This window comes from Gammaproteobacteria bacterium (assembly GCA_015709695.1).
In the GTDB taxonomy this organism is placed as follows: Bacteria; Pseudomonadota; Gammaproteobacteria; order Steroidobacterales.
Genome location: CP054183.1, coordinates 2,887,113 through 2,910,933, shown reverse-complemented (window position 1 = coordinate 2,910,933; position 23,821 = coordinate 2,887,113). Strand labels below are relative to the sequence as shown.

Annotated in this window: 22 protein-coding genes and 1 riboswitch; of the genes, 17 read left to right on the top strand and 5 right to left on the bottom strand. The window is 70.0% G+C overall.

Annotated elements, in window-relative coordinates:
* Window positions 1-29 precede the first annotated feature (29 nt).
* Genes HRU81_13475 through HRU81_13465 form a run of 3 tightly spaced genes read left to right on the top strand, consistent with a single transcriptional unit; the run spans window position 30 to window position 4,226 of the window.
* Entirely contained in the window at window positions 30-1,655 is a 1,626-nt protein-coding gene (locus HRU81_13475) for an AAA family ATPase (GenBank protein QOJ33051.1), read from the top strand.
* 12 nt (window positions 1,656-1,667) lie between these two features.
* Window positions 1,668-2,357, top strand: a complete 690-nt coding sequence (locus HRU81_13470) for a general secretion pathway protein GspB (GenBank protein QOJ33050.1) — start codon at window positions 1,668-1,670, stop codon at window positions 2,355-2,357.
* Between the two features lie 42 nt (window positions 2,358-2,399).
* Window positions 2,400-4,226, top strand: coding sequence for a DegV family EDD domain-containing protein (locus tag HRU81_13465; protein QOJ33049.1), 1,827 nt, complete (start codon window positions 2,400-2,402; stop codon window positions 4,224-4,226).
* 35 nt (window positions 4,227-4,261) lie between these two features.
* On the opposite strand, the gene HRU81_13460 is transcribed toward HRU81_13465, so the two are convergent.
* Genes HRU81_13460 through HRU81_13450 form a run of 3 tightly spaced genes read right to left on the bottom strand, consistent with a single transcriptional unit; the run spans window position 4,262 to window position 6,791 of the window.
* A complete protein-coding gene (locus tag HRU81_13460) occupies window positions 4,262-5,035 on the bottom strand; it encodes an ABC transporter permease (protein QOJ33048.1) in 774 nt (257 codons plus the stop codon).
* Window positions 5,036-5,048: 13 nt separating this feature from the next.
* Window positions 5,049-5,972: an ABC transporter ATP-binding protein gene (locus HRU81_13455; GenBank protein ID QOJ33047.1), complete on the bottom strand. Its 924-nt coding sequence runs from the start codon at window positions 5,970-5,972 to the stop codon at window positions 5,049-5,051.
* A 51-nt stretch (window positions 5,973-6,023) separates the two neighbouring features.
* The gene (locus HRU81_13450; GenBank protein QOJ33046.1) at window positions 6,024-6,791 is read right to left on the bottom strand and encodes a hypothetical protein; all 768 of its coding nucleotides are present in this window, start codon (window positions 6,789-6,791) and stop codon (window positions 6,024-6,026) included.
* Here HRU81_13450 and HRU81_13445 point away from each other — a divergent pair.
* Genes HRU81_13445 through HRU81_13430 form a run of 4 tightly spaced genes read left to right on the top strand, consistent with a single transcriptional unit; the run spans window position 6,784 to window position 9,753 of the window.
* The gene (locus HRU81_13445) at window positions 6,784-7,356 is read left to right on the top strand and encodes a hypothetical protein (protein ID QOJ33045.1); all 573 of its coding nucleotides are present in this window, start codon (window positions 6,784-6,786) and stop codon (window positions 7,354-7,356) included. The two genes, HRU81_13450 and HRU81_13445, sit on opposite strands and share 8 nt — an antisense overlap.
* A gap of 18 nt (window positions 7,357-7,374) precedes the next feature.
* Window positions 7,375-8,328, top strand: a complete 954-nt coding sequence (nudC, locus tag HRU81_13440; protein QOJ33044.1) for an NAD(+) diphosphatase — start codon at window positions 7,375-7,377, stop codon at window positions 8,326-8,328.
* A 3-nt stretch (window positions 8,329-8,331) separates the two neighbouring features.
* Window positions 8,332-9,087 carry an NRDE family protein gene (locus HRU81_13435; protein ID QOJ33043.1) on the top strand — a complete coding sequence of 252 codons (756 nt, stop codon included), beginning with the start codon at window positions 8,332-8,334 and terminating at the stop codon, window positions 9,085-9,087.
* A 30-nt stretch (window positions 9,088-9,117) separates the two neighbouring features.
* Window positions 9,118-9,753 carry a 2OG-Fe(II) oxygenase gene (locus HRU81_13430; GenBank protein ID QOJ33042.1) on the top strand — a complete coding sequence of 212 codons (636 nt, stop codon included), beginning with the start codon at window positions 9,118-9,120 and terminating at the stop codon, window positions 9,751-9,753.
* A gap of 38 nt (window positions 9,754-9,791) precedes the next feature.
* Here the strand turns inward: HRU81_13430 and HRU81_13425 are convergent, their stop codons facing one another.
* Window positions 9,792-10,202, bottom strand: a complete 411-nt coding sequence (locus HRU81_13425; protein ID QOJ33041.1) for a hypothetical protein — start codon at window positions 10,200-10,202, stop codon at window positions 9,792-9,794.
* A gap of 271 nt (window positions 10,203-10,473) precedes the next feature.
* Between HRU81_13425 and HRU81_13420 the strand changes: the two genes are divergently transcribed.
* From HRU81_13420 to HRU81_13375, 10 genes are read left to right on the top strand one after another with little or no spacing between them, the layout of a single operon-like run.
* Window positions 10,474-10,938 carry an ArgR family transcriptional regulator gene (locus tag HRU81_13420; protein ID QOJ33040.1) on the top strand — a complete coding sequence of 155 codons (465 nt, stop codon included), beginning with the start codon at window positions 10,474-10,476 and terminating at the stop codon, window positions 10,936-10,938.
* Between the two features lie 39 nt (window positions 10,939-10,977).
* Complete coding sequence (argG, locus tag HRU81_13415) at window positions 10,978-12,198, top strand: argininosuccinate synthase (GenBank protein QOJ33039.1); 1,221 nt, start codon at window positions 10,978-10,980, stop codon at window positions 12,196-12,198.
* Window positions 12,195-13,253: a hypothetical protein gene (locus HRU81_13410; GenBank protein QOJ33038.1), complete on the top strand. Its 1,059-nt coding sequence runs from the start codon at window positions 12,195-12,197 to the stop codon at window positions 13,251-13,253. The genes argG and HRU81_13410 overlap by 4 nt, the downstream gene beginning before the upstream one ends.
* Window positions 13,250-14,320 (top strand): N-acetyl-gamma-glutamyl-phosphate reductase, encoded by a 1,071-nt coding sequence (argC, locus tag HRU81_13405; GenBank protein QOJ33037.1) that lies wholly within the window; start codon window positions 13,250-13,252, stop codon window positions 14,318-14,320. The genes HRU81_13410 and argC overlap by 4 nt, the downstream gene beginning before the upstream one ends.
* Entirely contained in the window at window positions 14,317-15,459 is a 1,143-nt protein-coding gene (locus HRU81_13400; GenBank protein ID QOJ33036.1) for an aspartate aminotransferase family protein, read from the top strand. Before argC ends, HRU81_13400 begins: the two co-directional genes overlap by 4 nt.
* A 26-nt stretch (window positions 15,460-15,485) precedes the next feature.
* Entirely contained in the window at window positions 15,486-16,499 is a 1,014-nt protein-coding gene (locus HRU81_13395; protein QOJ33035.1) for an N-acetylornithine carbamoyltransferase, read from the top strand.
* 2 nt (window positions 16,500-16,501) lie between these two features.
* The gene (argB, locus tag HRU81_13390; GenBank protein ID QOJ33034.1) at window positions 16,502-17,431 is read left to right on the top strand and encodes an acetylglutamate kinase; all 930 of its coding nucleotides are present in this window, start codon (window positions 16,502-16,504) and stop codon (window positions 17,429-17,431) included.
* Between the two features lie 34 nt (window positions 17,432-17,465).
* Window positions 17,466-18,662 carry an argininosuccinate lyase gene (gene argH, locus HRU81_13385; protein ID QOJ33033.1) on the top strand — a complete coding sequence of 399 codons (1,197 nt, stop codon included), beginning with the start codon at window positions 17,466-17,468 and terminating at the stop codon, window positions 18,660-18,662.
* Between the two features lie 57 nt (window positions 18,663-18,719).
* Window positions 18,720-18,914, top strand: coding sequence for a hypothetical protein (locus HRU81_13380; protein QOJ33032.1), 195 nt, complete (start codon window positions 18,720-18,722; stop codon window positions 18,912-18,914).
* 27 nt (window positions 18,915-18,941) lie between these two features.
* Complete coding sequence (locus HRU81_13375) at window positions 18,942-19,460, top strand: GNAT family N-acetyltransferase (protein QOJ33031.1); 519 nt, start codon at window positions 18,942-18,944, stop codon at window positions 19,458-19,460.
* 91 nt (window positions 19,461-19,551) lie between these two features.
* Here HRU81_13375 and HRU81_13370 read toward each other — a convergent pair whose 3' ends face one another.
* Window positions 19,552-23,586 (bottom strand): hypothetical protein, encoded by a 4,035-nt coding sequence (locus HRU81_13370; protein ID QOJ33030.1) that lies wholly within the window; start codon window positions 23,584-23,586, stop codon window positions 19,552-19,554.
* Between the two features lie 129 nt (window positions 23,587-23,715).
* Window positions 23,716-23,802: riboswitch (cyclic di-GMP riboswitch) on the bottom strand.
* Window positions 23,803-23,821: the final 19 nt, after the last annotated feature.

Below are 23,821 nucleotides of genomic sequence, written 5' to 3'. Positions count from 1 at the left end.
GGGCCAGCGCAGGGCTAGAATGGGTGGCGATGTACACCAGCTTCTTCGGCCTGCACGAAAAGCCGTTCTCGATCACCCCGGATCCGCGCTACCTCTTCATGAGCGAGCGCCACGCCGAGGCGCTCGCGCACCTGCTCTACGGGGTCAGGGAAGCAGGCGGCTTCATCCAGCTGACCGGCGAGGTCGGCACCGGCAAGACCACGCTGGTGCGCAGCCTGCTGCAGCAGCTGCCCGACACCGCCGACGTGGCGCTGGTGCTCAACCCGCAGCTGACGCGCATCGAGTTCCTCTGCGCCATCTGCGAGGAACTCGGGGTGCCGCTGCCGGAAGCCCGTGGCAGCATCAAGGCGCTCACCGATGCGCTCAACCGCTTCCTGCTCGAGAACCACAGCCGCGGCCGCCGCACCATCCTGATCGTCGACGAGGCGCAGAACCTCAAGCCCGACGTGCTCGAACAGGTGCGCCTGCTGACCAACCTGGAGACCACCAAGCAGAAGCTGCTGCAGATCATCCTCATCGGCCAGCCGGAGCTGCGGGTGCTGCTGGCGCGCAACGACATGCGGCAGCTGGCGCAGCGCATCACCGGGCGCTATCACCTCGAGCCGCTGTCACGACCCGAGGCCGAGGCCTACATCGACCACCGGGTGAAGGTCGCGGGCGGCGTCGGGCGCATCTTCGCCCGCGGCGCGCGTGGCGAAATCTACCGGCTCGGCCGCGGCATCCCGCGCATGATCAACGTGATCGCCGACCGTGCCCTGCTGGGCGCGTTCACCGCCGAGTCCAGCCAGGTGACGCCAGCCATCGTCCGGCGCGCGGCGGCGGAGGTCTACGACCGGCCAGGGGTGGCGCTGCCGCCGTGGATCCGCTGGCTCGGCCTCGGGATCCTGCCGGCGGCAGGCCTCGTGGCCTTGCTGGTCGCCGCGTGGTGGCTGCCCGGACGGGATGGCGGCCAGGCACCGGCGGATGCCCCGGCCCTGGCGACGACGGCGACACCGACCGCGGCGGGTACCATCGAGCGCAGCCCGGGACTCGATTCGCTGGGCGAGGCGCTCGATGCCCTGCCGGCGACCGCCGATGCGGATGCCGCCTACACGCGGCTGTTCACGCTCTGGAACGCCAGCTACCAGCCGGGACCGGACGGCGCCTGCCAGCAGGCCGAGGCCAGCGGGCTGCGCTGCCTGCTCCAGCACGGCACGCTCGATGACGTGGCGGCACTCGATACGCCGGTGATACTCAGCCTGCGCAGCCACAAGGGCATCGAGCACCAGGCCGTGCTCACCGCGCTCGACGACCGGACGGGGGACCTGAGCATCGCCGGCCATGATTACCAGGTCGCCGCCGGCGAGATCGCCAACTTCTGGCAGGGCGAGTACCTGCTGCTGTGGAAGCCCCAGACCCGGGACGTGAAGGCCTTCGTGCCCGGCATGCGCGATCCGGACATCCTCTGGCTGCGCGCCAGCCTCGCCACGATCCAGGGCAAGCCCGTCGAGCCGATGCAGTCGGACCTCTACGACGCCAATCTCGAGGCACGCGTCAGGCAATACCAGCGCGAACGCCACCTCGCCGCGGACGGGCTGGTGAGCCACCAGACCCAGATCGCCATCATCGCCGAGCTGGGCGCCGCCGGCACGCCGCGCCTGGCGCGGGTCGACTGAGGACACGACGGCATGTCATTCATCCTCGACGCATTGCGCAAGAGCGAAACCGAGAGGCAGCGCCAGTCCGGCCCCGGCCTCATCGATGCCGGGCATCGCCCGCCTGCCTCCCGCCGGGCGCTGTGGCTGCCGGTGCTGGTGCTGGTGCTGGCTGCCAACCTCGCGGTGATGGCCTTCCTCTGGCTGCGGCAACCGGCGCAGCCTTCCCCGCAGGCCGTGCAGACGCAGCCCGTCGCACTGCCCGACGCCGCGCGTTCCGCCGGCAGCCCGGCCGCCGCCGATGCCGCGCCGGCACCGACGGTGGTGCCTGGAGCCGCCGTCGCCGCCGCCGACAACGAGGCGGCTTACGCCACCACGGCCGACATGCCTGCGCTGGAGACGACCGCCGGGGCCACCACGGAAGTGCTGCAGCCGCCGCCGAATGCCGCCGCCGACGGCCAGCAGGCGGCAGCGGGCGCAGTGATCCAGGAGGGCCTGCCGACCGCTGGCGAACTCATCGCCAGCGGAGCCATCAGCACCCCCGCCCTGCACCTCGACATCCACGTGTTCACGGCGGATCCCGCCGGCCGGTTCGTCTTCATCAACATGCGCAAGTACACCGAGGGCGCACTGCTCACCGAGGGCCCGAGGCTGGAAGAGATCACCCGCGAGGGCGCCGTGCTCAGCCAGAATGGCCGGCGCTTCATCCTCAACCGCGACTGAGACCGATGCGTGGCCGGGACCCCGGCCCGAAGGCCCGGCACCATGCCTGGACGCCTGAGGCGGATCGACGGACTGCAGCTGCGCCTGGCGCTGCGCGTCGGCATCACGCGCGTCGAGGCGGCCACCGGGCTGCTCAACCGCATCAACGTCTATCCCGTTGCCGACGGCGACACCGGCACCAACCTGGCCATGACCCTGTCGGCCGTGGACGAGGTGCTGGCCGGATGCACCAGCCGCGTCGCCGGCGAAGTGCTGGCGCTGGCCGCCGATGCCGCCCTGGACGGCGCGCGCGGCAACTCCGGCGCGATCCTGGCGGCGTTCCTGCAGGGGCTCGCCGACGCCACGGCCGGGGCGCGGCGCATCGACGCCGTGCAACTGGCCGCGGCTTTCGCCAACGCCGACCACCTTGCCCGTGCCGCCCTCGAAGCGCCCGAGGAAGGCACCATCCTCTCGGCCATCTCGGCCACGGCGCGGGCGCTGGCCGATGCCGCGGGCGATCGGCATGCGGACCTGCGGGTCATCCTGCCGGCCGTCCTGGCGGCGACGCGCGAGGCCGTGGCCCACGGCCCGGACCTGCTGCCCGTCCTGCGCCGGGCCGGGGTCGAAGATGCGGGCGCGCGGGGCTACCTCCTGTTGCTGGAAGGCGCCGTCGATGCAGCGCTGCGCCGACCGGTGGCGGCCGCGCCGATCGATGCCGGCAGGACGCAAGCCGTCCCCGCGCCATGGCCCGTGGAGGAGACCCCGGGCGCTTACCGCTATTGCACCGAGTGCGTGATCAGCGGCACGGGCATCGACCGGCAGCGCCTGCGGGAAGCCCTGGCCGCGCTGGGAGACAGCCTCGTCGTCGCCGGCAGCCGCGACAAGCTGCGGATCCACATCCACAGCGACACGCCGGCAGTGGTGTTCGCACTGGCAGCCCGTCACGGCCTCGTCACCCGGCAGAAGGCCGACGACATGGGCCGGCAGGCCCAGGTCCTGGGCAAACAGCGCCAGCAGGTGGTGGTAGTGACCGACACCGGCGCCGACCTGCCCGAGGATGTTCTGGACGAGCTGGGCATCCACACCGTGCCACTGCGCCTGCACTTCGGCGAGCGCAGCTTCCTCGACAAGCTGGGCATGACGCCGGCGGAGTTCCTGCGCGAGGTCGCCACCAGCAGCGTGCACCCGAAGACCTCGCAACCCGCGCCCGGGGATCTGCGCCGCAGCTATGACTTCCTCGCCAGCCACTACGGGCACGTCCTTTCGCTCACCCTGCTCGGGAGGGTCAGCGGGACGCTGCAGGCCTCGCGCACGGCCGCGCAGCGCAGCAGCGATGCGGCACGCATCACGGTGATCGACAGCCGCAACCTCTCCGTGGGCCAGGGGCTGATCGTCATGTACGCCGCCGAATGCGCCCGCGCGCAGCTTCCCCTGCCGGTGATCCTCGCCGCGGTGGAGCGCGCCGCTGCCACCACGCGCCTCTGGGCCACGGTCGCCGACCTCGACTACGCCATCCGCGGCGGACGCCTGCCGCGCCTGGCGGCCTGGCTGGCTACGGTACTGCCCGTGCTGCCGGTGCTGCGCATCGGCGGCGGCCGCATCGGCATCGCCGGCCTCCTGCGCCGCGGCGGCGACCCGGTTCCGGCACTGCTGCGCCAGGTGTTGCGCCACGCGCATCACTCCCGGCGCTACTGCTTCGCCATCGCCCACGCCGGCTGCCCGGAGCAGGCCGCCCGGCTGCGCGCGGCGCTGGCGGCCGCCTGGCCCGGGGCCGATGCCATCCACCTGGTCGAACTCGGGCCCGCCGCCAGCGTCCATGCCGGTCCGGGCGCGCTGGGTGTCGCCGCGCTGGAGTACCAGCCACCCGAGTCCCTGCGCCCGCCGGTGTGACCCGGCCCGAAGCCGCCTGGCCGCGTGCGCTTCCGCTAGCTGCGGATGCCCGTACCGCGGCGGATCAGCAGCAGGCAGACCGCGAACAGCCCGGCGCCGAATCCCAGGATGATGGCGTAGGCCAGGCCGATGTCGATGTCGGAGACACCCAGCATGCCGTAGCGGAAGGCGTTGACCATGTAGAGGATCGGGTTCAGCCGCGAGAGGTGCTGGGCGAACTCCGGCAGCAGCGAGATCGAGTAGAACACGCCGCCCAGGTAGCTCAGCGGCGCCAGGACGAACGACGGGATGACGGAGACATCGTCGAAATTCTTCGCGAGGATGGCATTGATGAGACCGCCCAGCGCGAAGACGAAGGCCGTCAGCACCACCACCGAGAGCGTCACCAGCACATGCGCCACCTGCAGGCGGGTGAACAGCAGCGCCACCACGGTGACCGCGGCCGCCACCGCCATGCCGCGCACCATGCCGCCGAGCGCGTGCCCGAGGACGATGGCCCAGTCGGCCATCGGCGCCACCAGCATTTCCTCCAGGTGACGCTGCATCTTCGCCGAGAAGAACGACGACACGACGTTGCCGTAGGACGTGGTGATGACCTGCATCATGATGAGGCCGGGGGCGATGTACTGCGCGTAGTCGAAGCCGTCCATCTGGCCGATGCGGCGACCGATCAGGTTGCCGAAGATGAGGAAGTACAGGGCCGTGGTCATCGCCGGCGGCAGGATGGTCTGCAGCCAGATGCGGAACACGCGCGTGCATTCCTTGCGGACCAGGGTCTGCAACGCCACCAGTTGCGTGCCCGCGCTCATCGGCACCGCTCCATCATCCTGGCCGCACCGAACGCGCCGTGAGCCGCACGAACAGCTCCTCCAGGCGGTTCGACTTGTTGCGCATGCTGATCACGTGCAGCCCCGCGGCGGACAGCGCCGCGAACACCTCGTTGAGGCTCCGGTCCTTGGTCACCTGCACCTCGATCTCGTGGTCGCCGGTCCGCACCACCGCATGGCCCGGCAGCACCGGCGCCGCGGCCAGCGACTCGCGCAGGTTGAGCACGAAGGTCTCGGCACCCAGCTTGCGCAGCACGCTGGCCATGTCGTTGCGCTCGACGATCTGCCCGTGGTCGATGATGGCGACGTTGCGGCACAGGTTCTCGGCCTCCTCCAGGTAATGCGTGGTGAGGATGATGGTGGTGCCGGCCTGGTTGATGTCGCGGAGAAACTCCCACATGGAGCGGCGGATCTCGATGTCCACGCCGGCCGTCGGTTCGTCGAGGATCAGCAGCCGCGGCCGGTGCATCAGCGCCCGCGCGATCATCAGCCGGCGCTTCATGCCTCCGGACAGGTTGCGCCCGGTCTCGCGGCGCCTGTCCCAGAGCTGCAGCTGCCGCAGGCATTCCTCCGCGCGCGTCCTGGCCTCGCGCAGTCCCATGCCGTAGAAGCCGGCCTGGGTGGTCACGATGTTCATGACCGAATCCCAGTAGTTGATGTTGATCTCCTGCGGCACCACGCCGATGGCCGCCTTGGCGAGCGCGAGCTCGCTGTCGAGGTCATGGCCGAAGACGCGCACCTCGCCTGAGGTCTTGTTGACCAGCGAGGTGATGATGCCGATCAGGGTGGTCTTGCCCGCACCGTTCGGGCCGAGCAGGGCGAAGAAATCTCCCTCCGGCACCTCCAGGTCCACGCCGCGCAGCGCCTGCACGCCGTTCGGATAGGTCTTGACGAGATTGCGGACAGCAAGCGCGAGCATGGCGCGCCATTGTGCACAGGCACCGCCTACATGCCACTCCGGCGCGAGCGGCTACCGCATGGCGGCGGTGCGGGCCTGCGGCGCGATGCCGGCCAGCCGGCGGGGCGAACCGCTCTCCGCCACGGCGAGCTGAATGGCGGTCAGGCGGACCAGATCCATGCGCTGCGGCTGGCCGTCCCGGGCGGCGCGCACGAGGTCGGGCCAGAACCGCGTGTGCCGGCAGAAGCGCGCCTCGATGTGCAGCATCGCGCGGCTCGCGTAGCCGGGAATGTCGCGAAAACACAGGCCAGCGGCCGGCCCTTCCAGCGGTGGGCCGGCGCAGAGGGCGGCTCGCAGCGGGTCGCGACGCGCCATCTGCCAGACATAGGTGAGCAGACCGGCGGCAAATACCCGGGCGTCCCCGCCGCAGCCCGGCTCATCGCCGGGTGGCGGCTCGGCCACGCGTGCCAGGCCGCGGGCTGGCGTGCTCCTGAAACCCGCCAGCAGGCAGGGCGTCGCAGCCATGGCCTCGAGCTGGGCCGCGCCCAGGCGGCCCAGCGGCTCCAGAACGGCCGCATCGAGACCGAACAGCGGGGCGCCCGGCGGACGGTGGCGGCAATGGCCAAGGAGGGTGAGGAACTCAAGGTTCAGATCACGCATTTCGGCGTAGAAATGCTTATCCGGTGCTTCCCGCTCCATTTGCGCCCTCCTCGCGGCCATGCTGCATGGAGGTAGTATATTTACCGTATATGGGATTTTTTTCCCATATATGGCAAAAAACGCCAGGTTCAGGCCGCCAGGACCCTTTCCGGCGATAGCGGAGGAATTCACGATGCGCATCACCGACCATCGTTACTCGGCCGAGCTCGACAAGTTCGATCTCGCCGTGCGGATGATCCAGCACGAGGCCAGGACGGGCACCATCCGCGCCTGCACCGGCTTCAGCGAGGACCGCATCCGCAAGATATACGGCGCCTACTTCAAGGGCAGCGGCGCGGGCGGCGTGCGCCGCCGCCGCGGCAAGTCCCCGAAGCGCATCCACCAGTTCGTCAACTCCACGCCGCGGCAGCTGGAAGCCACGGTGCTGGCCGGCCTGTTCCTGCTCTGCGAAGCGGGAGAGATCGACAGCGGCGGCAAGGTCAGCCGCGCCCGCGGCGCGGACCGGGTCGGCCTCGGCCAGCGCCTCTGCCAGGCTTTCGAAGCCTACCGCGGCCTGCACCCGGACCCGCGGCTGTCGTTCGAGTGGGCCTGGAATCTGTACCATTCACTGGTGGACAGCCATGAGCTCTACCTTGCGCCCTGTGATGCCTGCGGGGGTCGCTACGTCCAGGATGCGTATGCGCTCGACTACCATCGCTGCCCTTTCTGCGAAATGAAGGACCACCGCGCCCTGCCCAGCGCCTGAGCCCCCGCCCGGAGCACGATGGCCGAGATCGAAACCCTCTTCGCTGGCGCCGACATCGACCGGGCCACCGGCATGCGCCACGATGCCGCGGCGCTCGCCACTGCCTGGCAGGACCCGGCGGCGCGCTTCCTGCCGGTCTGGGAGGCCCAGTGCCTGATCCGTGACGGAGCGGCCGGGCGGCTCACCGCGACGGAACTCGGCGCCCGCCTGCCGCCCCCGGAACAGGCGGTTTTCCTCGGGCTCGAGGCCGGCGCCCCGCGCTTCGCCGTGCAGCTCGCTTCACGGGAGATGCCGGCGGACCTCGGCCATTTCGGCGGCCTGCGTGACCTGATCAGCATGGTGCCGGCGCGCGATGCGGCCTTGCTCGCCTATGCGCGGGCCATGGTGAACTGGCATCGCCAGCACCGCTACTGCGGAGCCTGTGGCGCAGCCGTCCGCCTCGACGAAGGTGGCTTCGTGCTCCGCTGCACGGTGGAGGCCTGCGGCCACCGCAGCTTCCCGCGGCTGGACCCGGCCATCATCGTGCTGGTGCACCATGACCGGCATTGCCTGCTGGGTCGCCAGGCCTCCTGGCCGGAGCAGCGCTTCTCCACCATCGCGGGCTTCGTCGAGCCCGGCGAGGCGCTGGAGGATGCCGTGCGGCGCGAGGTCGCGGAGGAGACCAACATCCACCTCGCCCACTGCCGCTACCTGGGCTCGCAGCCCTGGCCTTTCCCCGCTTCGCTGATGATCGGCTTCCATGCCGCCGCCGCCACCGCGGACATCGCCCTCAACGACGGCGAGCTTGCCGAGGCCCGCTGGTTCAGCCGCACCGACCTGGCGGGCGGCGAGGTCGTGCTGCCGCCCCGCGCCTCGATCGCCTGGCGGCTGATCGAGGCCTGGTTCGATGCCGTGCCCGGCCCGGGCCTCGCCAGCCTGCACCGTGACGGCGCCTTTCTGCGCCCCGCCGCTGTCGCGCCCGAGCAGCGCTGAACCATGTGCCTGGTCGCCGTTGCCTGGAGGGCCCACCCGCGCTATCCGCTGGTCATCATCGGCAACCGCGACGAGTTCCACGGGCGGCCGGCGGCCGCGGCGGCATGGTGGGACGATGCAGCCCATGTATTCGGCGGGCGCGACCTGCTCGCCGGCGGCAGCTGGCTCGCGGTGAGCCGCAGCGGCCGCTTCGCCGTGATCACCAACAACCCGAGGCGGCCGCCCGGCCCCGCGCCGGGCCCCAGCCGCGGACAGCTGGTCCGGGATTTCGTCGCCGGTGACCGGCCCAGTGGCCGCTACCTCGACGGCGTACAGGTCCACGAACAGCATTACCCCGGCTTCTGCCTGCTGGCGGGCAACCGGGTGCAGGTGCGCGGCTTCGTCACCCCCGCGGGCAGTCACCCGCGCCGCTGGACGCTGCCCGTCGGGGTGACCGTGGTCAGCAACTCGCCGCTGGAGCAGCCCTGGCCGAAGGTGCGCTACCTGGAGAACGCGCTCGCAGCAGCACTGCAGGCCGATGACCTGGATCGCGAGGCGCTGTTCGCGCTGCTCGGGCGGCGCACGCCCGTGCCGGATGCCGGGGAAGACGACGGCCACCCCGCCAGCCGCCTGCCGTTTCTCACCGGTGAGCGCTACGGGACGCGCGCCAGCACGGTCGTGCTGATCGATGCCGATGGTCATTGCGACTTCGGCGAAAGGCGATTCGGGACTGCAGGAGAACCGGGGGGCGAGGTCCGGGAGCGCTTCGCCACAGGCTGACGGCGGAACACCTCCCGGCGGCTGGCTTGCATGCGCGCGACGGAAACCGCGACACTGCGCGGCGCCGGCGCCGGCCGGCCTCGCCATTTCCTGCGGAGCGGCTCCTGCGTGGACAATCCCTACATGACGGCGGTCGGGCAGGTGCCCGGCATATTCACGCCGGACGAATGCCTGTGGCTCAGCGGCGCACCGCTGGAGCAGGCAGCGGCCGGGGTCTATGACGCCCGCGGCCCCGAGGCCCGCGTCGACCGGCAGCTGCGTCGCACCCTCGAACGCCAGTTGCCGCGCAACCGCGAGTTCGCCTGGGTCTACGCCCGCCTCGACAAGGTGGCGCGCGAGGCCAACGACCGGGCGTACCACTTCCGGCTGGACGATCGCATCACCGCCCACGTGCTGGAATACGAGCCGGACGGGTTCTTCGACTGGCACATGGACCTCGGCACGGGTCCGACGGCCTCGCGCAAGCTCAGCCTCGTGACGTTCCTGACGCCTCCGGAGGCATACCTCGGCGGCGAGTTGCTGTTCATGGACGGCGGCTCACCCCTGAGGCCGGCCCAGGGAACCACCGCCGTCTTTCCCGCCTACCTGCTGCACAAGGTCAACCCCGTCACCCAGGGAACCCGCTGCACCCTGGTGGCCTGGCTGCACGGCCCCTGCTTCACCTGAGCGATGCAGCGCCCGGGGACGGGGCGACCCCGTGACCCTCAGTGCCGGTCGCCGTGCCCGCGGCCGCCCCGCCGGTCGTCGTCCCGGTGGTGGCGGGGGCGATCGCCGTGGTGGTGCCCGTCATCGCCGTGCCAGCCGTGGTCCCAGCCTGAATGGCGGTAGTCGACCTGGCGTGACCGCCAGTAACCCGGCGGCGGGCCCCAGGCCACATACCGCGGCGCGTAGACCGGCGCGGCGTAATACACCGGCACCACGGGCGCGACCGCATGGACGTGGTAGGGCGCCCATTGCGGCCCCGTTGCGAAGCTGGTGTAGAAACCCGGCGTGGCGATCTGGACGCTGATGGCCGGCGGTGGGCCGGCAAAGGCCGCGCTGGCGAGGCCGGACAGGGCGGCGCCGCCGAGCAGGGCGGCAGCGATGCGGATGGACGGTTGCCGTGGCGTAGTCAAGCGAACTCCCCTTTCCCTTGGTTACGGATCTGCCCCCGCCGCAGCGAGGCGCCGGGTGGGGACACTGGCTCGGACCAGCGCTCCCGGCGGCGGTTCCCGGCTGCTCGACCTGTCGCAGGAAGCACTGCCCGGCACGCCGCCGCGTGCAATAACGCAGGCGACGCCGCGGCGTTGACAGCCCCGCCGGGCGGCACCCTCCACGCTGCCTATTGACATTCCCGGTTTCCTGCATATTATGCGCATCCATTTTTCGTTATGCGCATGAGTTGCCATGCCCCAGGCCACCGATTCCATGCAGAAGCGGCAGAAGGCAATCCTGGCGATCCTGCGTGGCCGGCGGGTGGCCCGGCAGTCGGAACTGGTGCGCCTGCTGAAGGAGCGCGGCATCCGCGTGACGCAATCGAGCGTGAGCCGCGACCTGCAGCAGCTCGGCATCACCAAGCTCGACACCGGGTACCAGCAGCTCGAGCAGCCGCATCCGGAGGCCGACCGTGATGCGGCCATGGTGGCCGAGCTGCTGCGCGAGGTGCGCACCGCCGGCGGCCACCTCACGGTGGTGAAGACCGTGGAGGGCGCGGCGCAGCGCGTGGCGCTGTACCTGGACCGCAGCGGCTGGACCGAGATCGTCGGCACGGTGTCCGGCGACGACACGATTTTCGTCGCCACCCGCGGGGGTGGCGAACAGCGCCGGCTGCTGGTGCGGCTGCGCTCGCTGGTCCCCCGCGAGGGGGCTTGAGGCCCCCGGATTTGCCTTATTGATCGAGGACTTGCTTCCATGACCACCCAGGCCAATACATCCCCCATCATCCTCGGCTTCTCCGGCGGGCTGGACACCTCGTTCTGTGTCCCGTGGATGAAGGAGCACTACGGGCGGCCGGTGGTCACGGTGACCATCGACACCGGCGGCATCGACGCGGCGGCGGCCCGCGACCTCGAGGCCCGCGCCAGGGCGCTGGGCTCGCAGGAGCACGTGCTGGTGGAAGCCCGCCAGGTGTTCTTCGACCGGGTGCTCAAGTACCTGATCTTCGGCAATGTCCGGCGCGGACACCTCTACCCGCTCTGCGTCGGCGCCGAGCGGGGCATCCAGGCGACGCTGCTCGCCGAGCTCGCCAGGGCCCGCGGCAGCTCCACCGTCGCGCACGGGTGCACCGCCGCCGGCAACGACCAGGTGCGCTTCGAGGTGGCGCTGCGCACCATCAGCCCGGGACTCGAAGTCCTCGCCCCGGTGCGCGACCAGGCCTTCATCCGCAGCGAGCAGCAGCAGTACCTCGAGAAGCACGGCTTCCCGGTGCCCGCGCGCGGCTCCTCCTATTCCATCAACCGCGGCCTCTGGGGCGTGACCATCGGCGGCCGCGAGACCCTGGACTCGAAGGAGTCCATCCCGGAGAGCGCCTGGGTGCTCTCGCCGAACGCCTTCGAGAAGAACCTGCCGGCCACCCGGCACACCGTGGAGTTCACCCAGGGCGTACCGAGCGCACTCGACGGCAAGGCCATGGGCGCGGTGGAGCTGATCGAGGCGCTGGAGGCGCTGGCCGGGCCCTACGGCATCGGCCGGGGCATCCATGTCGGCGACACCGTGCTCGGCACCAAGGGTCGCGTGGCCTTCGAGGCCCCGGCGGCGGAGGTGCTGCTGGTGGCGCACCGCGAACTGGAGAAGCTGGTGCTCTCCGGCCTGCAGCAGCGCATCAAGGACCAGGTGGCCGCGCAGTACGGCGACTTCGTGCACGAGGGCAAGCAGCTCGACCCCGTGTGCCGCGACATCGAGGCGCTGCTCAGCTCATCGCAGCAGCGGGTCAGCGGCGAGGTTCGCCTGGTGTTGCGGCCCGGCAACCTGTTCGTCGAGGGCGTGGTGGCCCCGCACTCGCTGATGGCTGCCACCAAGGGGGTGTATGGCGAGAAGGCCGGCGAATGGACGCCAGCCGATGCGCTCGGCTACTCGCGCATCCTGTCGTTGCCCGGCATCCTGCAGACGCGGGCAGCGGGTGGCCGCAAGTGAAGACCGTCGTCGCCGACAAGATCGGTTCGGTGGCCCAGCACGCGCACCTGTCGCGCGAGCTGCGCCTCGGCACGGACATCCCCTGCGAGGAGGGGGTGCTGGTCGCCGCCGAGATCCTCAACAACAAGGGCACCTACAACACCCTGGAGCTGACCAGCGGCCGGCAGGCGCAGGTCAAGCGCGGCGACGTCATCGTCGGCGCGCTGGGCCATCGCAAGGCGCTGTTCGGCTACTCCGGCCACCTGCCGGAGAAGGTGGCCGTGGGCGATGTGCTCAACGTGCTCAACATGGGTGGGGTCATCGGCGTCTGCGATGCCATCAATGCGAGCTTCGGCCCGCCCTTCGACGCGCGCATCCTCGGCGCAGTGCTCGATTTCCCCTACCTGGGCGAGCGCATCGGCGTGCCGGCGCGCGCCGGTGCCGAGCCGCTCGACTACGATGCCCCGCTGGACACCCAGGGTGTACCCGTGGTGGCACTGGCCGGCACCTGCATGAATGCCGGCAAGACAGCGGCTGCCTGTGCCATCGTCAGCCGCCTGCGCCACCTCGGCCATACGGTCGATGCCTTCAAGTCCACCGGCGTGGCCCTGCGCCGCGACATCCTCGCCATGGAGGATGCAGGGGCGAGGAAGACCATGATCTTCTCGGACTTCGGCGTGGTCTGCACCACGGCCAGGAACGGCCCTGCGGTCACGCGCACCATGCTCACGCGGCTCGCCGCCGGGCGGCCGGACGTCATTGTCTTCGAGCTGGGCGACGGCATCCTCGGCGCCTACGGCGTGGAAGCCATCCTGCGCCAGCCCGACATCCGTGCCGCACTGACCTGCGTGGTGCTCTCTGCCAACGATCCGGTGGCCGCCTGGGGTGGCGTGGAACTGTTGCGGCGGGAGTTCGGCATCGACCCCAAGGTCGTCACCGGTCCGGCCACCGACAACCAGGTGGGCCGCGACATCATCGCCGAGCGCAGCGGGGTGCCCGCCGTCAACGCCGTGACCGATGCCGCCGAACTCGGCAACGTCGTCGCCCGCAGCCTCGGCTTCGAGGTGCCCGCATGAGCAAGTCGCAAGCCGATGCAGTACCCACGCTGATCCTCGGTGGCAGCGGCTACGTCGCCGGCGAACTGCTGCGCCTGGTGCTCGGCCATCCGCGGCTCGAGCTGGCCGGCATCATGTCGGACAGCCAGGCAGGCAGCGCGGTGGTGGCCGCGTTCCCGCACCTGCGCGCGGCCGTCGGCGGCCTGCTGTTCAGCAGCCGCGAAGAGCTGCTGGACCGCCTGGGGACCGGGCGGCTGCTGCTCCTCTCCGGAGCGCCCCACGGCGTGAGCGCCGGGCTGCTGGCCGGGTTCATCGAACGTGCCCGCGAGCGGGGCACGCAGCTGACGGTGGTCGACTGCTCGGCAGATTTCCGCTTTGCCACCGCCGCGGCCTACGAGGCGGTCTACCGGCACCCGCACGGCGCCCCGCAGCTGCTGGGCGAATTCGCCTGCGCGCTGCCCGAGCACCTGGCCGCCACCGACCGGCCGCACATCGGCCATCCCGGCTGCTTCGCCACCGCGCTGCTGATGGCCGCCGTGCCGCTGCTGAAGCTCGACATCGCCGAGAACGACCTGTTCGCCGTCGGCATCACCGGCAGCACCGGTGCCGGGCGCACGCCGATCGCCACCACCCACCACCCCGAAAGGCATGCGAACCTGTTCGCCTACCAGCCGCTGGTCCACCGGCACGCACCGGAGGTCATGGGCCTCTGCGAGCAGGTCACCGGCCGGCAGCCACGGCTGCATTTCGTGCCGCAGTCCGGGCCATTCGCCCGTGGCATCCACATGACGGTACAGGCCCGGCTCAAGGGCAGCCCCGGCGCCGATGCGTTGCGCACACAGCTGCGGGATTTCTACGCGGGGGCGCCATTCGTCACCGTGGTCGATGGCATGCCGCGGCTCAAGGACATCGTCGGCAGCAACCACTGCCAGATCGGCGTGACCGTGGATGCCGGCAGCGTCGCCGTCATGGTGGTCGAGGACAACCTCGTCAAGGGTGCTGCCGGTGGTGCCATCCAGTGGGCCAATCGCCAGCTCGGCTTCGCCGAGACCGCCGGCCTCGTCGCGCCGGGGATGGCCTGGGCATGAGCACCACCAGCCACCTGCTCGACGTCTACCCGTACCTGCCCTTCCGGCCCGAGTCGGCGCAGGGCGTGTACCTCATGGCGGGCGAACGTCGCATCATCGACTTCTACGGTGGCCATGCCGTGGCCGGCCTCGGCTACGGCCATCCCGATATCGTGCGCACCATCGAGACCCAGGCGCGCCGGCTGTTCTTCCAGAGCAATGCCGTGGCGCTGGAGGTACGGGAGGAAGCCGCACGCCGGCTGGTGGACTTCGCACCAGCCGGGCTCGAGCTGGTGTTCTTCGTCAACAGCGGTGCGGAAGCCAACGAGAATGCCCTGCGCCTGGCCTGCCGCGTCACCGGGCGCGGCCGCATCCTCGCCATCGAGCACGGCTTCCACGGACGCACCGCGGCCGCGGCTGCCGTCACCTGGTCGGCGGTGGGCAAGTGGTACGGCTTCCCGCGCACGCCGTTCGACGTCGGCTTCATCCCCCGCAACGACGCCGCGGCGGTGGCGGCGATGGTGGACGACAGCGTCGCCGCGGTGATCGTCGAGCCGGTGCAGGGCCAGGCCGGCGCCTTCGACCTGGACGCCGGCTTCCTGCGCAGCATCGCCGACGCCTGCCGGCGCCACGGTGCGCTGCTCATCGCCGACGAGATCCAGACCGGCATGGGTCGCTGCGGTGCGCCCTTCGCCATCGAACTCGCCGGCGTCCAGCCCGACATGCTCACGGTCGCCAAGGCCCTGGGCGCTGGCTTCCCCTGCAGCGCGCTCATGATGACGCGCGCCGTGGCAGCCAATCTGCGGCACGGTGACCTCGGCACCACCTTCGGCGGTGGCCCGCTGGCCAGTGCCCTGATGTCGACGGTGATCGAGGTCATCCGGCGCGACCGGCTCATCGACAATGTGCAGGCGCTGTCGCGCGAGATCATCGACGCCATGCCGCTCGGCCCCGTGGAGGCCGTGCAGGGCAAGGGCTTCCTGCTGGGACTGCGCTGCCGGCGGCCCGCGAAGCAGCTGCTGGAGGAACTGCTCCGGCGCGACATCCTGGTTGGCACCAGTGCCGATCCGCTGGTGATGCGACTGCTGCCACCGCTGACGCTCGAGCGCACGCACGTGCACGCTCTTCTCAACGCCCTGGCCGATATCGGCCCGGGCTGACTGCATCAACCACCAAGGGGCCGAAGATGCCATTGAAGGAATTCAACGATCTCGCCGACTTCCAGATCCAGGAAGTCGAGGCACTGCTGAAACTGGCGACACGCCTGCAGCAGCATCCGGAACCCCGGGCGCTGGCCGGCAAGGTGCTGGGGCTGCTGTTCCTGTCGCCGTCGCTGCGCACGCTGTCGTCCTTCCAGGCGGCGATGGTCCGCCTCGGGGGCGGCGCCTTCGTCATCTCGCCGGAGATGTCGATCCATGGCCTGGAGACCCGCTCGGGGATCGTCATGGATGGCGCGGCGGCCGAGCACATGCGCGAAGCGATCCCGGTCATTTCCTCCTACAGCGATGCCGTGGGCATCCGTGCCTTTGCCGGCAGGACCCGGCTCGAGGATGACCTCGCGGACAAGGAGTACGCCGCCATGCGGGCGCTGGTCAGCAAGCCGCTGATCAACATGGAGTCCGCCATCCAGCATCCCTGCCAGAGCCTGGCGGACTGGAAGACGCTCGACGAGCTGGAGGTGCCGCGCAAGGGCGGCAAGTTCGTCCTCTCCTGGGCCTGGCATCCCAAGGCACTGCCCCTGGCCGTGCCATCGGCGACGCTGCACATGGCTGCCATGCGTGGCATGGACGTCACCGTGGTCCGGCCCGAAGGTTTCGAGCTGCCACCGGCCGTCATGGACAAGGCCCGCAAGGCCGCCGCCCTGTCGGGTGGTTCGGTGCGCGAGACCGGCGACCGCAAGGAAGCCCTGGAAGGCGCGCATGTCATCTATGCCAAGGAGTGGTCCTCGACCCGCCACTACGGCGACCGGGTGGCCGACGCCAGGCTGCGCGAGGAACTGCAGGACTGGCGTGTCGACGACCCCTGGTTCGCCACCGCAAGGCCGGATTGCCGCTTCATGCACTGCCTGCCGGTACGCCGCGGCGTGGCGGTGACCGACCGGGTCCTCGACGGCCCGCGCAGCGTGGTGATCCACGAGGCGCAGAACCGCATGTGGGGCCAGATGGCCGTGCTGTACCAGATGATGGGACCGGGAGCCTGACCATGCCGCAGAATCCGCAGAACCGCGATATCGTCGTAGCAGCGCTGCGCCACGCCGCGCCGTACGTGCGCCTTTACCGGCGCAAGACCTTCGTCATCAAGGCAGGCGGCGAGGTGTTCGCCGATGCGAAGAGCACCCGCGCGCTCATCGAGCAGCTGGCCATCCTCCACCAGGTCGGCATCCGCACCGTGCTGGTGCATGGTGGCGGGCCGCAGAACACCCAGCTCGCCGAATCGCTGGGCATCGAGACCCGCATGGTCGAGGGCCGCCGCGTCACCGACGAGCGCACGCTCGGGGTGGCCACCATGGTGCTCAATGGCCAGATCAACACGCAGATCGTCGCCGCCTGCCGGCAGCTCGACCTGCCGGCCATCGGCGTCAGCGGCGTGGATGCCGGCCTGATCCGCGCGCACAAGCGTCCCCCCGCCCGGGTGGCCGGGCAGGCTGCGCCGGTGGATTACGGCTTCGTGGGTGACATCGAAAGCGTCGACCCGACCGTACTGCGCACCCAGCTCGAGAACGGCCTGCTGCCGGTGGTCAGTCCGCTTTCCGCGGATGACGACGGCACGCTGCTCAACATCAATGCGGATACCGTGGCGGCGGCCCTGGCCTCCTCCCTCGGTGCCGCCAAGCTGGTGCTGGCCACCGGAGCACCGGGCATCCTCGAAGACCGGGCCAACCCCTCCTCGCTGGTCTCCTACCTGGACCTGGCCGGCCTCGAGCGCCTGGAAAAGGCCGGCTCGCTGGCCGACGGCATGCTGCCCAAGGCGCGGGCCATCGCCGCCGCGATCCGCGGCGGCGTCTCGCGCGTACACGTGATCTCCTACAAGGTGCCGGACAGCCTGCTGCTGGAGGTCTTCACCAACGAGGGGACCGGCACGCTGGTGGTGGAGAACATCAACACGCTGTCCAAGGAAGAAAAGAACGCGTAGCGGCACCGCCGGGTCGCGCGCACAGGAGTGCACCATGAGCAGGCTTTGGGACAAGGGCGAGGCGCTGGACGCCCGAGTGCTCCGCTACACGGCAGGCGAGGACCACAGCCTGGACGAGCGGCTGGTGCCGTACGACGTGCGCGGTTCCATCGCCCACGCCACCATGCTGCACCGGCAGAAGCTGCTGCAGGACGCCGACTACGACGCCATCTGCGCCGGCCTCCAGGCGCTGGCGGCAGAGCATGCCGCCGGTGACTGGCACATCGGCCTCGATGACGAGGATGTGCACACGGCCCTGGAACGCCGCCTCACCGCGAAGATCGGCGAGGCCGGCAAGCGCGTGCACCTCGGCCGTTCGCGCAACGACCAGCTGCTGACCGCCCTGCGGCTCTACCTGCTCGACGCCGCCGCCGGCCTCGAGCGCGGCGCACTGGAAGTGGCCGGGGCGCTGGCGGCCCTGGGCCAGCGCGAGGCGGAAACCGCGCTGCCCGGCTACACCCACATGCAGCAGGCGATGCCGAGTTCCGTACCCCTCTGGGCCGAGGGTTTCGCCGCCGAGATCCGCGACGACGCGGCGGGCATCGCCGGCACCCGCCGGCGCCTGGCGAAGAGCCCGCTCGGCAGTGCGGCAGGCTACGGCGTGCCTGGACTGCCCATAGACCGGGAGGCAACGCGCAAGCACCTCGGGTTCGACAGCGTGCAGGAACCGGTGACGGCGGTGCAGATCTCGCGCGGCAAGGGCGAGGCCATGCTGGTGTTCGAGCTCTGCCTGCTGATGCAGGACCTCGGCCGCCTCGCCGCCGACCTGCTGCTCTTCTACACGCAGGAGTTCGCCTTCGTGACACTGCCTTCCGGCATGACCACCGGCTCGTCGATCATGCCGCAGAAGCGCAATCCCGACGTGCTGGAGCTGGTGCGGGGCGCCACGGCCACCCTGCAGGGCTCGCTGCTGGAGGTGCTGGCGCTGCCGGCGAAGCTGCCTTCGGGCTACCAGCGCGATCTGCAGCGCATGAAGGGCCCGCTGTTTCGTGCCATCGACGTCACCGCCGAGAGTTGTGCCGTGATGAAGCCGCTGCTGGATGGCGTGGCCTTCCGTCCGGAGAACATCCACCTGGACGCCGGGATCTACGCGGCCGGCCGCGCCAATCGCCTGGTGCTGGAGGAAGGCCTGAGCTTCCGTGATGCGTACCAGCGCGTGGCGGCGGAGCTGAAGAAGTCCGGCGGAGCCTGACCCTGCCCGGTCCGGACCAGGGCCCGGGCCCTGGCCCGCGCACCGTATAATCCGCCGATGAACAAGGCATTCCTGGCATTGGCGACTCTCGGCCTCTGCGGCTGCCTCGCCGCCTGCGGGCTGAAGGGCGACCTCTACCTGCCGCCACCCCGGGAGCAGGCGTCACCCCCCGCGGCACCGGCCGTTCCGGCAGATCCGCAGGCTGCTCCCTCACAGCACCAGGACGAGGACCAGGCGCCACCCGTGCAGTAAGCCTGCACGGGGCGCGGACTCGGAGCGATGGACATCCTGTTGCGGGCCGCGCGTGCCGACGACGCCGCTTCGATCACGGCGCTGGTCAACTCGGCTTACCGTGGCGACTCGGGGCGGCAGGGCTGGACCACGGAATCCGATCTGCTGGATGGCACCCGCATCAGCCTCGACACGGTTCGTGAGCTGCTCTGCGCAAGCGACTGCACGGTGCTGGTCGTGCAAGCCGCGGGTCGCATGGTGGGCTGCGTGGAACTGCGCCCGGATGGCAACCGGCTTTATGTCGGCATGCTGACCGTGAGCCCGGAGGCGCAGGGTCAGGGCATCGGCTCACGCCTCATGGACGCCGCCGGGCACCACGCTCGCGCGCTCGGCCTGCGCAGCCTGGTCATGACGGTGATCTCCGTGCGCCATGAGCTCATCGCCTGGTATGCCCGCCTGGGTTTCCGGCCCACCGGTGAAACCCGTGCCTTCGGTTTTGCCGATGAGAGCTTCGGCATCCCGCGCATGCCGCTGGAGTTCGCCGTGCTGGAGAAGCCGCTGGACTGAACCGCACCGCGGCTGCACGCGATGGCCGGCCTGGAAAACAAAGGACCCGCCACCTGGTATCGGGTGGCGGGTCCTCGTGCATGCCTTGCCGCTAGGCTGCTTGCCGCTGGCGCCTGCGCCAGAGGCCGGCGCCGGCCATGAGCATCGGCAGGAACAGGCCGATGCTGCCGCCACCACTGCTGCTGCCCTGGGTTCCACCACCCGTGGTGCCGCCGCCGCTGCCACCGCCGCTGCTGCCAGGGGCCGACGGGATGACCAGCGGACCGCTCGGATCGACGATGACGCCGTTGACGATGCCGTCGAAATCACCGATGCCACCGTCGACCAGATCGACGGAAGCAACGTTGCCGTTCATCCTCACGCTGCCCGCAAGTTCGAACAGGCTGCCGTTGGCGGCATCATACTTGTACCACTTCACGGCACCGGCCGGCGCCTGCGGCAGATGAACCTGCAGCGTCACCCGCGCGGGATTCATGGCATCCACGCGCAGCCCGGCGATGCGGAAGGCGAACAGGCCGTAGGGCATGCTGGTGCCGGTCGGAATCGCCGGCAGCTCGCTGGGGCTGACGGCGCGCAGGCACTCGGTGGTGCCCGCATTGGCCTGGATACCCACGAGGTTGTTGCTTTGGGCGTCGAGCAGGTCGCAGATGCCCTCGGAAGAATCCGTGACGCCGTTGCCGTTGACGTCGCCATCCGCCTGCGAGGGATGCGTCATGGCGGTCTGGGTCGTGACGGTCACCACCGGTGACCAGGCGGACTGCGCCCCGCGGATGTCGGTCTGGCGGGTACGGATCCAGTAGGTGTGCAGCGGCTCGAGCACGCCGGGTGCCAGCCGCAGGGCCGTGGCAGTCGGTCCGGCCACGGAGCGCTTCAGCACGAGATTGCTGAAGCCGTTGTCCTTGGCGATCTGCCACTCCGAGCTCAGCAGCGCATCGCCGTCGGGATCGGAGTAGGCCGTGCTGATGTCGAGGACGGTATCGCCCAGCTGCACCACGCTGTTGTTCGCCAGCGCGATCTGCGGCACCGCCGGTGCCTGGTTGCCGCTGCCACCGGAGGAACCGCCACCCGATCCGCCGCCGGTGCCGCCGCCGGCACCGGGCACGGTGATGGTGGCAGTGAGGTCGGCCTGCTGGCCTCCCGCGGTCTTCACCAGCGCACGCACCGAGTGGCTGCCGGCGCCGAGGGTCGCGAAGTCGAAGGTCTCGCCGCCGAGTTCGAACGGCGCGAAATATTCCGTGTGCTTGAAGACGCCATCGATGTAGTAGTCGACGGTGGTGACGCTGGTCTCCGGCATGACGTAGACGCGCGCCACACCCGCCAGCGACTGGCCGCCCAGCACCTGGCCGCTGGCGCTGCCGGCGACATCGAGCAGCATCTGGTAGGTCGTGGTCGACCCGCCACCGCTGCCACCGCCGCTGGAGCCACCACCGGAACCGCCGCCGGTACCGCCACCGGAGGTGACGGTCACGGTCACCGACTTCGTCGCCGAGCCGCAGGCCAGCGTGAAGGTCGTGGTGGCGGTCAGCGGCCCGACGGCCTGCTGGCCACTGGTAGCCTTCGATCCTGTCCAGCCGCCGGAGGCAGTGCAGGAGCTGGCGTTGCTGGATGACCAGGTGAGCGTCGGCGAACTGCCCGAGACCACGGAGCTGGCCGAGGCGGACAGGCTCACCGTCGGCGTCGGCGTCACCGGTGGCGTGCTGCCGCCAGGAGCCGCGATGGCCTGGCGCGAGACGATGACCTCGTCGTACCAGGTCGAGGCGTTCTGCGTGACTTCGCTGCCGTCCTTGCCGGTGTAGAAGGGTGTCAGCCAGATCTTGCCGTACTTGGCATCCGGGTGGCCATCGTGGCCCGACCAGCCGCTGACATAGCCGCGATCATCCGCGTTGTCGGGGTTCTGGCCCGTTGCCGAGTCCCAGTACTGGCCACGCGGGATCACGATGCCTTCGTGGCGGTGTGCCAGCTCGAACGCCCCGCCCTGGCGGGCGACGTAGAGCTCGTAGGTGCTGTTGACGAAACCGGGCTGGGACACCTTGCTGACGCTGCTCACGGCCCGTCCAACAGGCCCGAGCGTCATGTGGACCATGAAGGTCATCCACTCGTTCGGGTAGTAGAACAGGCAGCCGGAGGTGTCGGCACCGCGCGGGAAATAGATGCAGTTCTTCTGGCCCGAGGAATTCACCCGCATGTTCTGCTTGGTGTACTTGTCGCCGGGCACGAACTCGTCGAAGTTCATGTAGCGGCCGCATTCCATGTAGCCGCCGGGGAAGCCGGCTCCACCGAGGTTGCCGACGACGATCTCTGCCTCGCTGCAGGAGTAGCCCTTGAGGATCGAGCCGTTGGCCAGTGTGCGATCACCCTGCGCGAGGATGATCTGCTTCCAGGCGCCGTTGCCCGAGGTCTCGCGGTAGTCGTGGTCGATCATGTAGCTGTCGAAGCGCTGCCGCCACTGGACCCAGAACTCCTCGTTGGCGCCGAACTGCACGGAGTTGTCGTCGCTGAAGTTGATGGCAATGTTTCCGGCATCGCCCTCGCCGGTCTGCGAGCGGATGTCGAAGCGCAGCGAGCCGGCACCCGAGGCCTTGACGGCCGAATCCCAGGCATTCTCGCGGCATCCCGGGGCATAGCTCGGATTGCAGCCGCTGGTGTCGGCGTTGTACTTCAGCCACTCCGCCTGCGAATCGAAGCCGACGGCGCGCACGACGCCGGCCCCGTTGGCACGGGCAGCGAAGTTGGTATCGGCGGATGTGGAGCTGCCGCCCGTCGAACCACCACCGGTGGAGCCACCACCCGTGGAACCACCGCCCGTCGAACCGCCGCCGGTGGAGCCACCACCCGCAGCCTGTACCGTCACCGCGGCCGAGTTCGCCGCCGAGCCGTTGCTGCCGGTGCAGTTGAGCGTGTACGTCGCCGTCGCCGTCGGGCTGACGGCGAGCGTGCCGCTGGTTGCGCGGCTGCCGCTCCAGGCGCCCGAGGCCGTGCAGGAGCTGACGTTGCTGGCACTCCAGGTCAGCGTGGCGGAGCTGCCGCTGGTGATGGTCGCCGGGCTGGCGCTGATGCTGACCGTGGGGGTCGCCGGGGCGGTGCCGCCGCCACTGCTCAGCTTGTAGGCGTAGACATTCTCGTAGACGCTGTTGACGACGATGAAGGCGTTGTAGGCCGGCATGTATTCGAAGCGGCCGAAGGTGCCTTCCACGTAGGGTGTACCGGGATTCACGCTGTTGGTCGCCGAGTGCTGGGTCCAGGCCAGCGTGTCGAGGTTCAGCGTGTAGACGCTGCTGCCGCTGCACCAGCCGACGAACCGGTCGCTGACCGGATCGTAGACGAAGCCCGGCGCATCACAGTCGACGATGGTCTTCGGGCCACTGGTGGCCAGCGCCGTGCGCGCCCCGGGCGAGCCGTCCGCAGCCACGGAATACGAATAGGCCTTGCCGCGGCCGACATCGACGAAGCGGCGGCGCTTGGTATCGAGGGCGCCGGTCATGCCCAGGGCGTCATGGCCGTCACCGGTCAGGTTCCAGGCCTTGGTGGCGGGATTGAATGTGCCGGAGTTGTGGGCGCCGATGACGATGACCTTGCCGGAGGCCGGGTCATAGTCGGTGGTCATGTTGTAGTACCAGAAGTTGTAGACGCTCTCCGGCATCGGGCCGGCGTCGCTCCAGGTACCGGAGGCAAAGTTGAACAGCCAGGTGCTGCGGATCGCCGAACCCGACCCCCACTGCGCGCCGCCCGGGGCGAAGAAGGTGTCCTGGTTGGGCAGGTACTCGAGCTGGTCGTAGCTGTGGACCGAGACCGGGTCGGAGGAGGGGTTGGTCAGTCGCGCCCACTGGCCGGTGCCGACCGAGAAGGCGTAGATCTCGTTGCCTGCGTAGGCAGCATGGCCACCACCCCACACGATGAGGCGGTTGCGCTTGGTGTCGAAGGTGCCGCCGCTGTAGCTGAGGACGGCGGACTGCTCGCCTTCCGGCATCGGATTCGGCTTGAGGTCGCGCAGATGGGAGTTGGGAAACTCGTACCACTGGCCAGGCTGCAGCGTATCCAGCGGGCCCGCAAGGGCCGTGGCGCTGGAGAGGAGGCCGGCGAGCAGCGGCAGCGCCGCCGAGAGGTTCCAGGACTTCCGCTTCTGCATTTGCTACTCCAACTTTCCCTGTCGCGACGACAATCAAAGGGCCGGCAGCATCCCTTGCCGGGCCTCCGGTCTCATTCGAGGGGGGTAGCACGCAGAATCCAGGCCACACGAAAGTGGCAGCCCTGGTTATCTGGCGGCCCCGCTGTCATGGAGCATCAGCTCTACAGACCGGAAGCTTTGCGTCCCCGCCTTTCGACGGGTTTGCCCTGATTCAGATAGCGGCGGCAGTTTGCCT

Excerpts from the sequence above, each read along its gene's own strand:
- HRU81_13400 (QOJ33036.1), top strand. The coding sequence starts at position 14,317 with ATGAGCACCACCAGCCACCTGCTCGACGTCTACCCGTACCTGCCCTTC.
- HRU81_13420 (QOJ33040.1), top strand. The coding sequence starts at position 10,474 with ATGCCCCAGGCCACCGATTCCATGCAGAAGCGGCAGAAGGCAATCCTG.
- argG (QOJ33039.1), top strand. The coding sequence starts at position 10,978 with ATGACCACCCAGGCCAATACATCCCCCATCATCCTCGGCTTCTCCGGC.
- HRU81_13465 (QOJ33049.1), top strand. The coding sequence starts at position 2,400 with ATGCCTGGACGCCTGAGGCGGATCGACGGACTGCAGCTGCGCCTGGCG.
- HRU81_13395 (QOJ33035.1), top strand. The coding sequence starts at position 15,486 with ATGCCATTGAAGGAATTCAACGATCTCGCCGACTTCCAGATCCAGGAA.
- nudC (QOJ33044.1), top strand. The coding sequence starts at position 7,375 with ATGGCCGAGATCGAAACCCTCTTCGCTGGCGCCGACATCGACCGGGCC.
- HRU81_13470 (QOJ33050.1), top strand. The coding sequence starts at position 1,668 with ATGTCATTCATCCTCGACGCATTGCGCAAGAGCGAAACCGAGAGGCAG.
- HRU81_13370 (QOJ33030.1), bottom strand. The coding sequence starts at position 23,586 with ATGCAGAAGCGGAAGTCCTGGAACCTCTCGGCGGCGCTGCCGCTGCTC.
- HRU81_13375 (QOJ33031.1), top strand. The coding sequence starts at position 18,942 with ATGGACATCCTGTTGCGGGCCGCGCGTGCCGACGACGCCGCTTCGATC.
- HRU81_13445 (QOJ33045.1), top strand. The coding sequence starts at position 6,784 with ATGCGCATCACCGACCATCGTTACTCGGCCGAGCTCGACAAGTTCGAT.
- HRU81_13455 (QOJ33047.1), bottom strand. The coding sequence starts at position 5,972 with ATGCTCGCGCTTGCTGTCCGCAATCTCGTCAAGACCTATCCGAACGGC.
- HRU81_13460 (QOJ33048.1), bottom strand. The coding sequence starts at position 5,035 with ATGAGCGCGGGCACGCAACTGGTGGCGTTGCAGACCCTGGTCCGCAAG.
- HRU81_13435 (QOJ33043.1), top strand. The coding sequence starts at position 8,332 with ATGTGCCTGGTCGCCGTTGCCTGGAGGGCCCACCCGCGCTATCCGCTG.
- HRU81_13380 (QOJ33032.1), top strand. The coding sequence starts at position 18,720 with ATGAACAAGGCATTCCTGGCATTGGCGACTCTCGGCCTCTGCGGCTGC.
- argB (QOJ33034.1), top strand. The coding sequence starts at position 16,502 with ATGCCGCAGAATCCGCAGAACCGCGATATCGTCGTAGCAGCGCTGCGC.
- HRU81_13475 (QOJ33051.1), top strand. The coding sequence starts at position 30 with ATGTACACCAGCTTCTTCGGCCTGCACGAAAAGCCGTTCTCGATCACC.
- HRU81_13450 (QOJ33046.1), bottom strand. The coding sequence starts at position 6,791 with ATGCGCATCGTGAATTCCTCCGCTATCGCCGGAAAGGGTCCTGGCGGC.
- argH (QOJ33033.1), top strand. The coding sequence starts at position 17,466 with ATGAGCAGGCTTTGGGACAAGGGCGAGGCGCTGGACGCCCGAGTGCTC.
- argC (QOJ33037.1), top strand. The coding sequence starts at position 13,250 with ATGAGCAAGTCGCAAGCCGATGCAGTACCCACGCTGATCCTCGGTGGC.
- HRU81_13430 (QOJ33042.1), top strand. The coding sequence starts at position 9,118 with ATGCGCGCGACGGAAACCGCGACACTGCGCGGCGCCGGCGCCGGCCGG.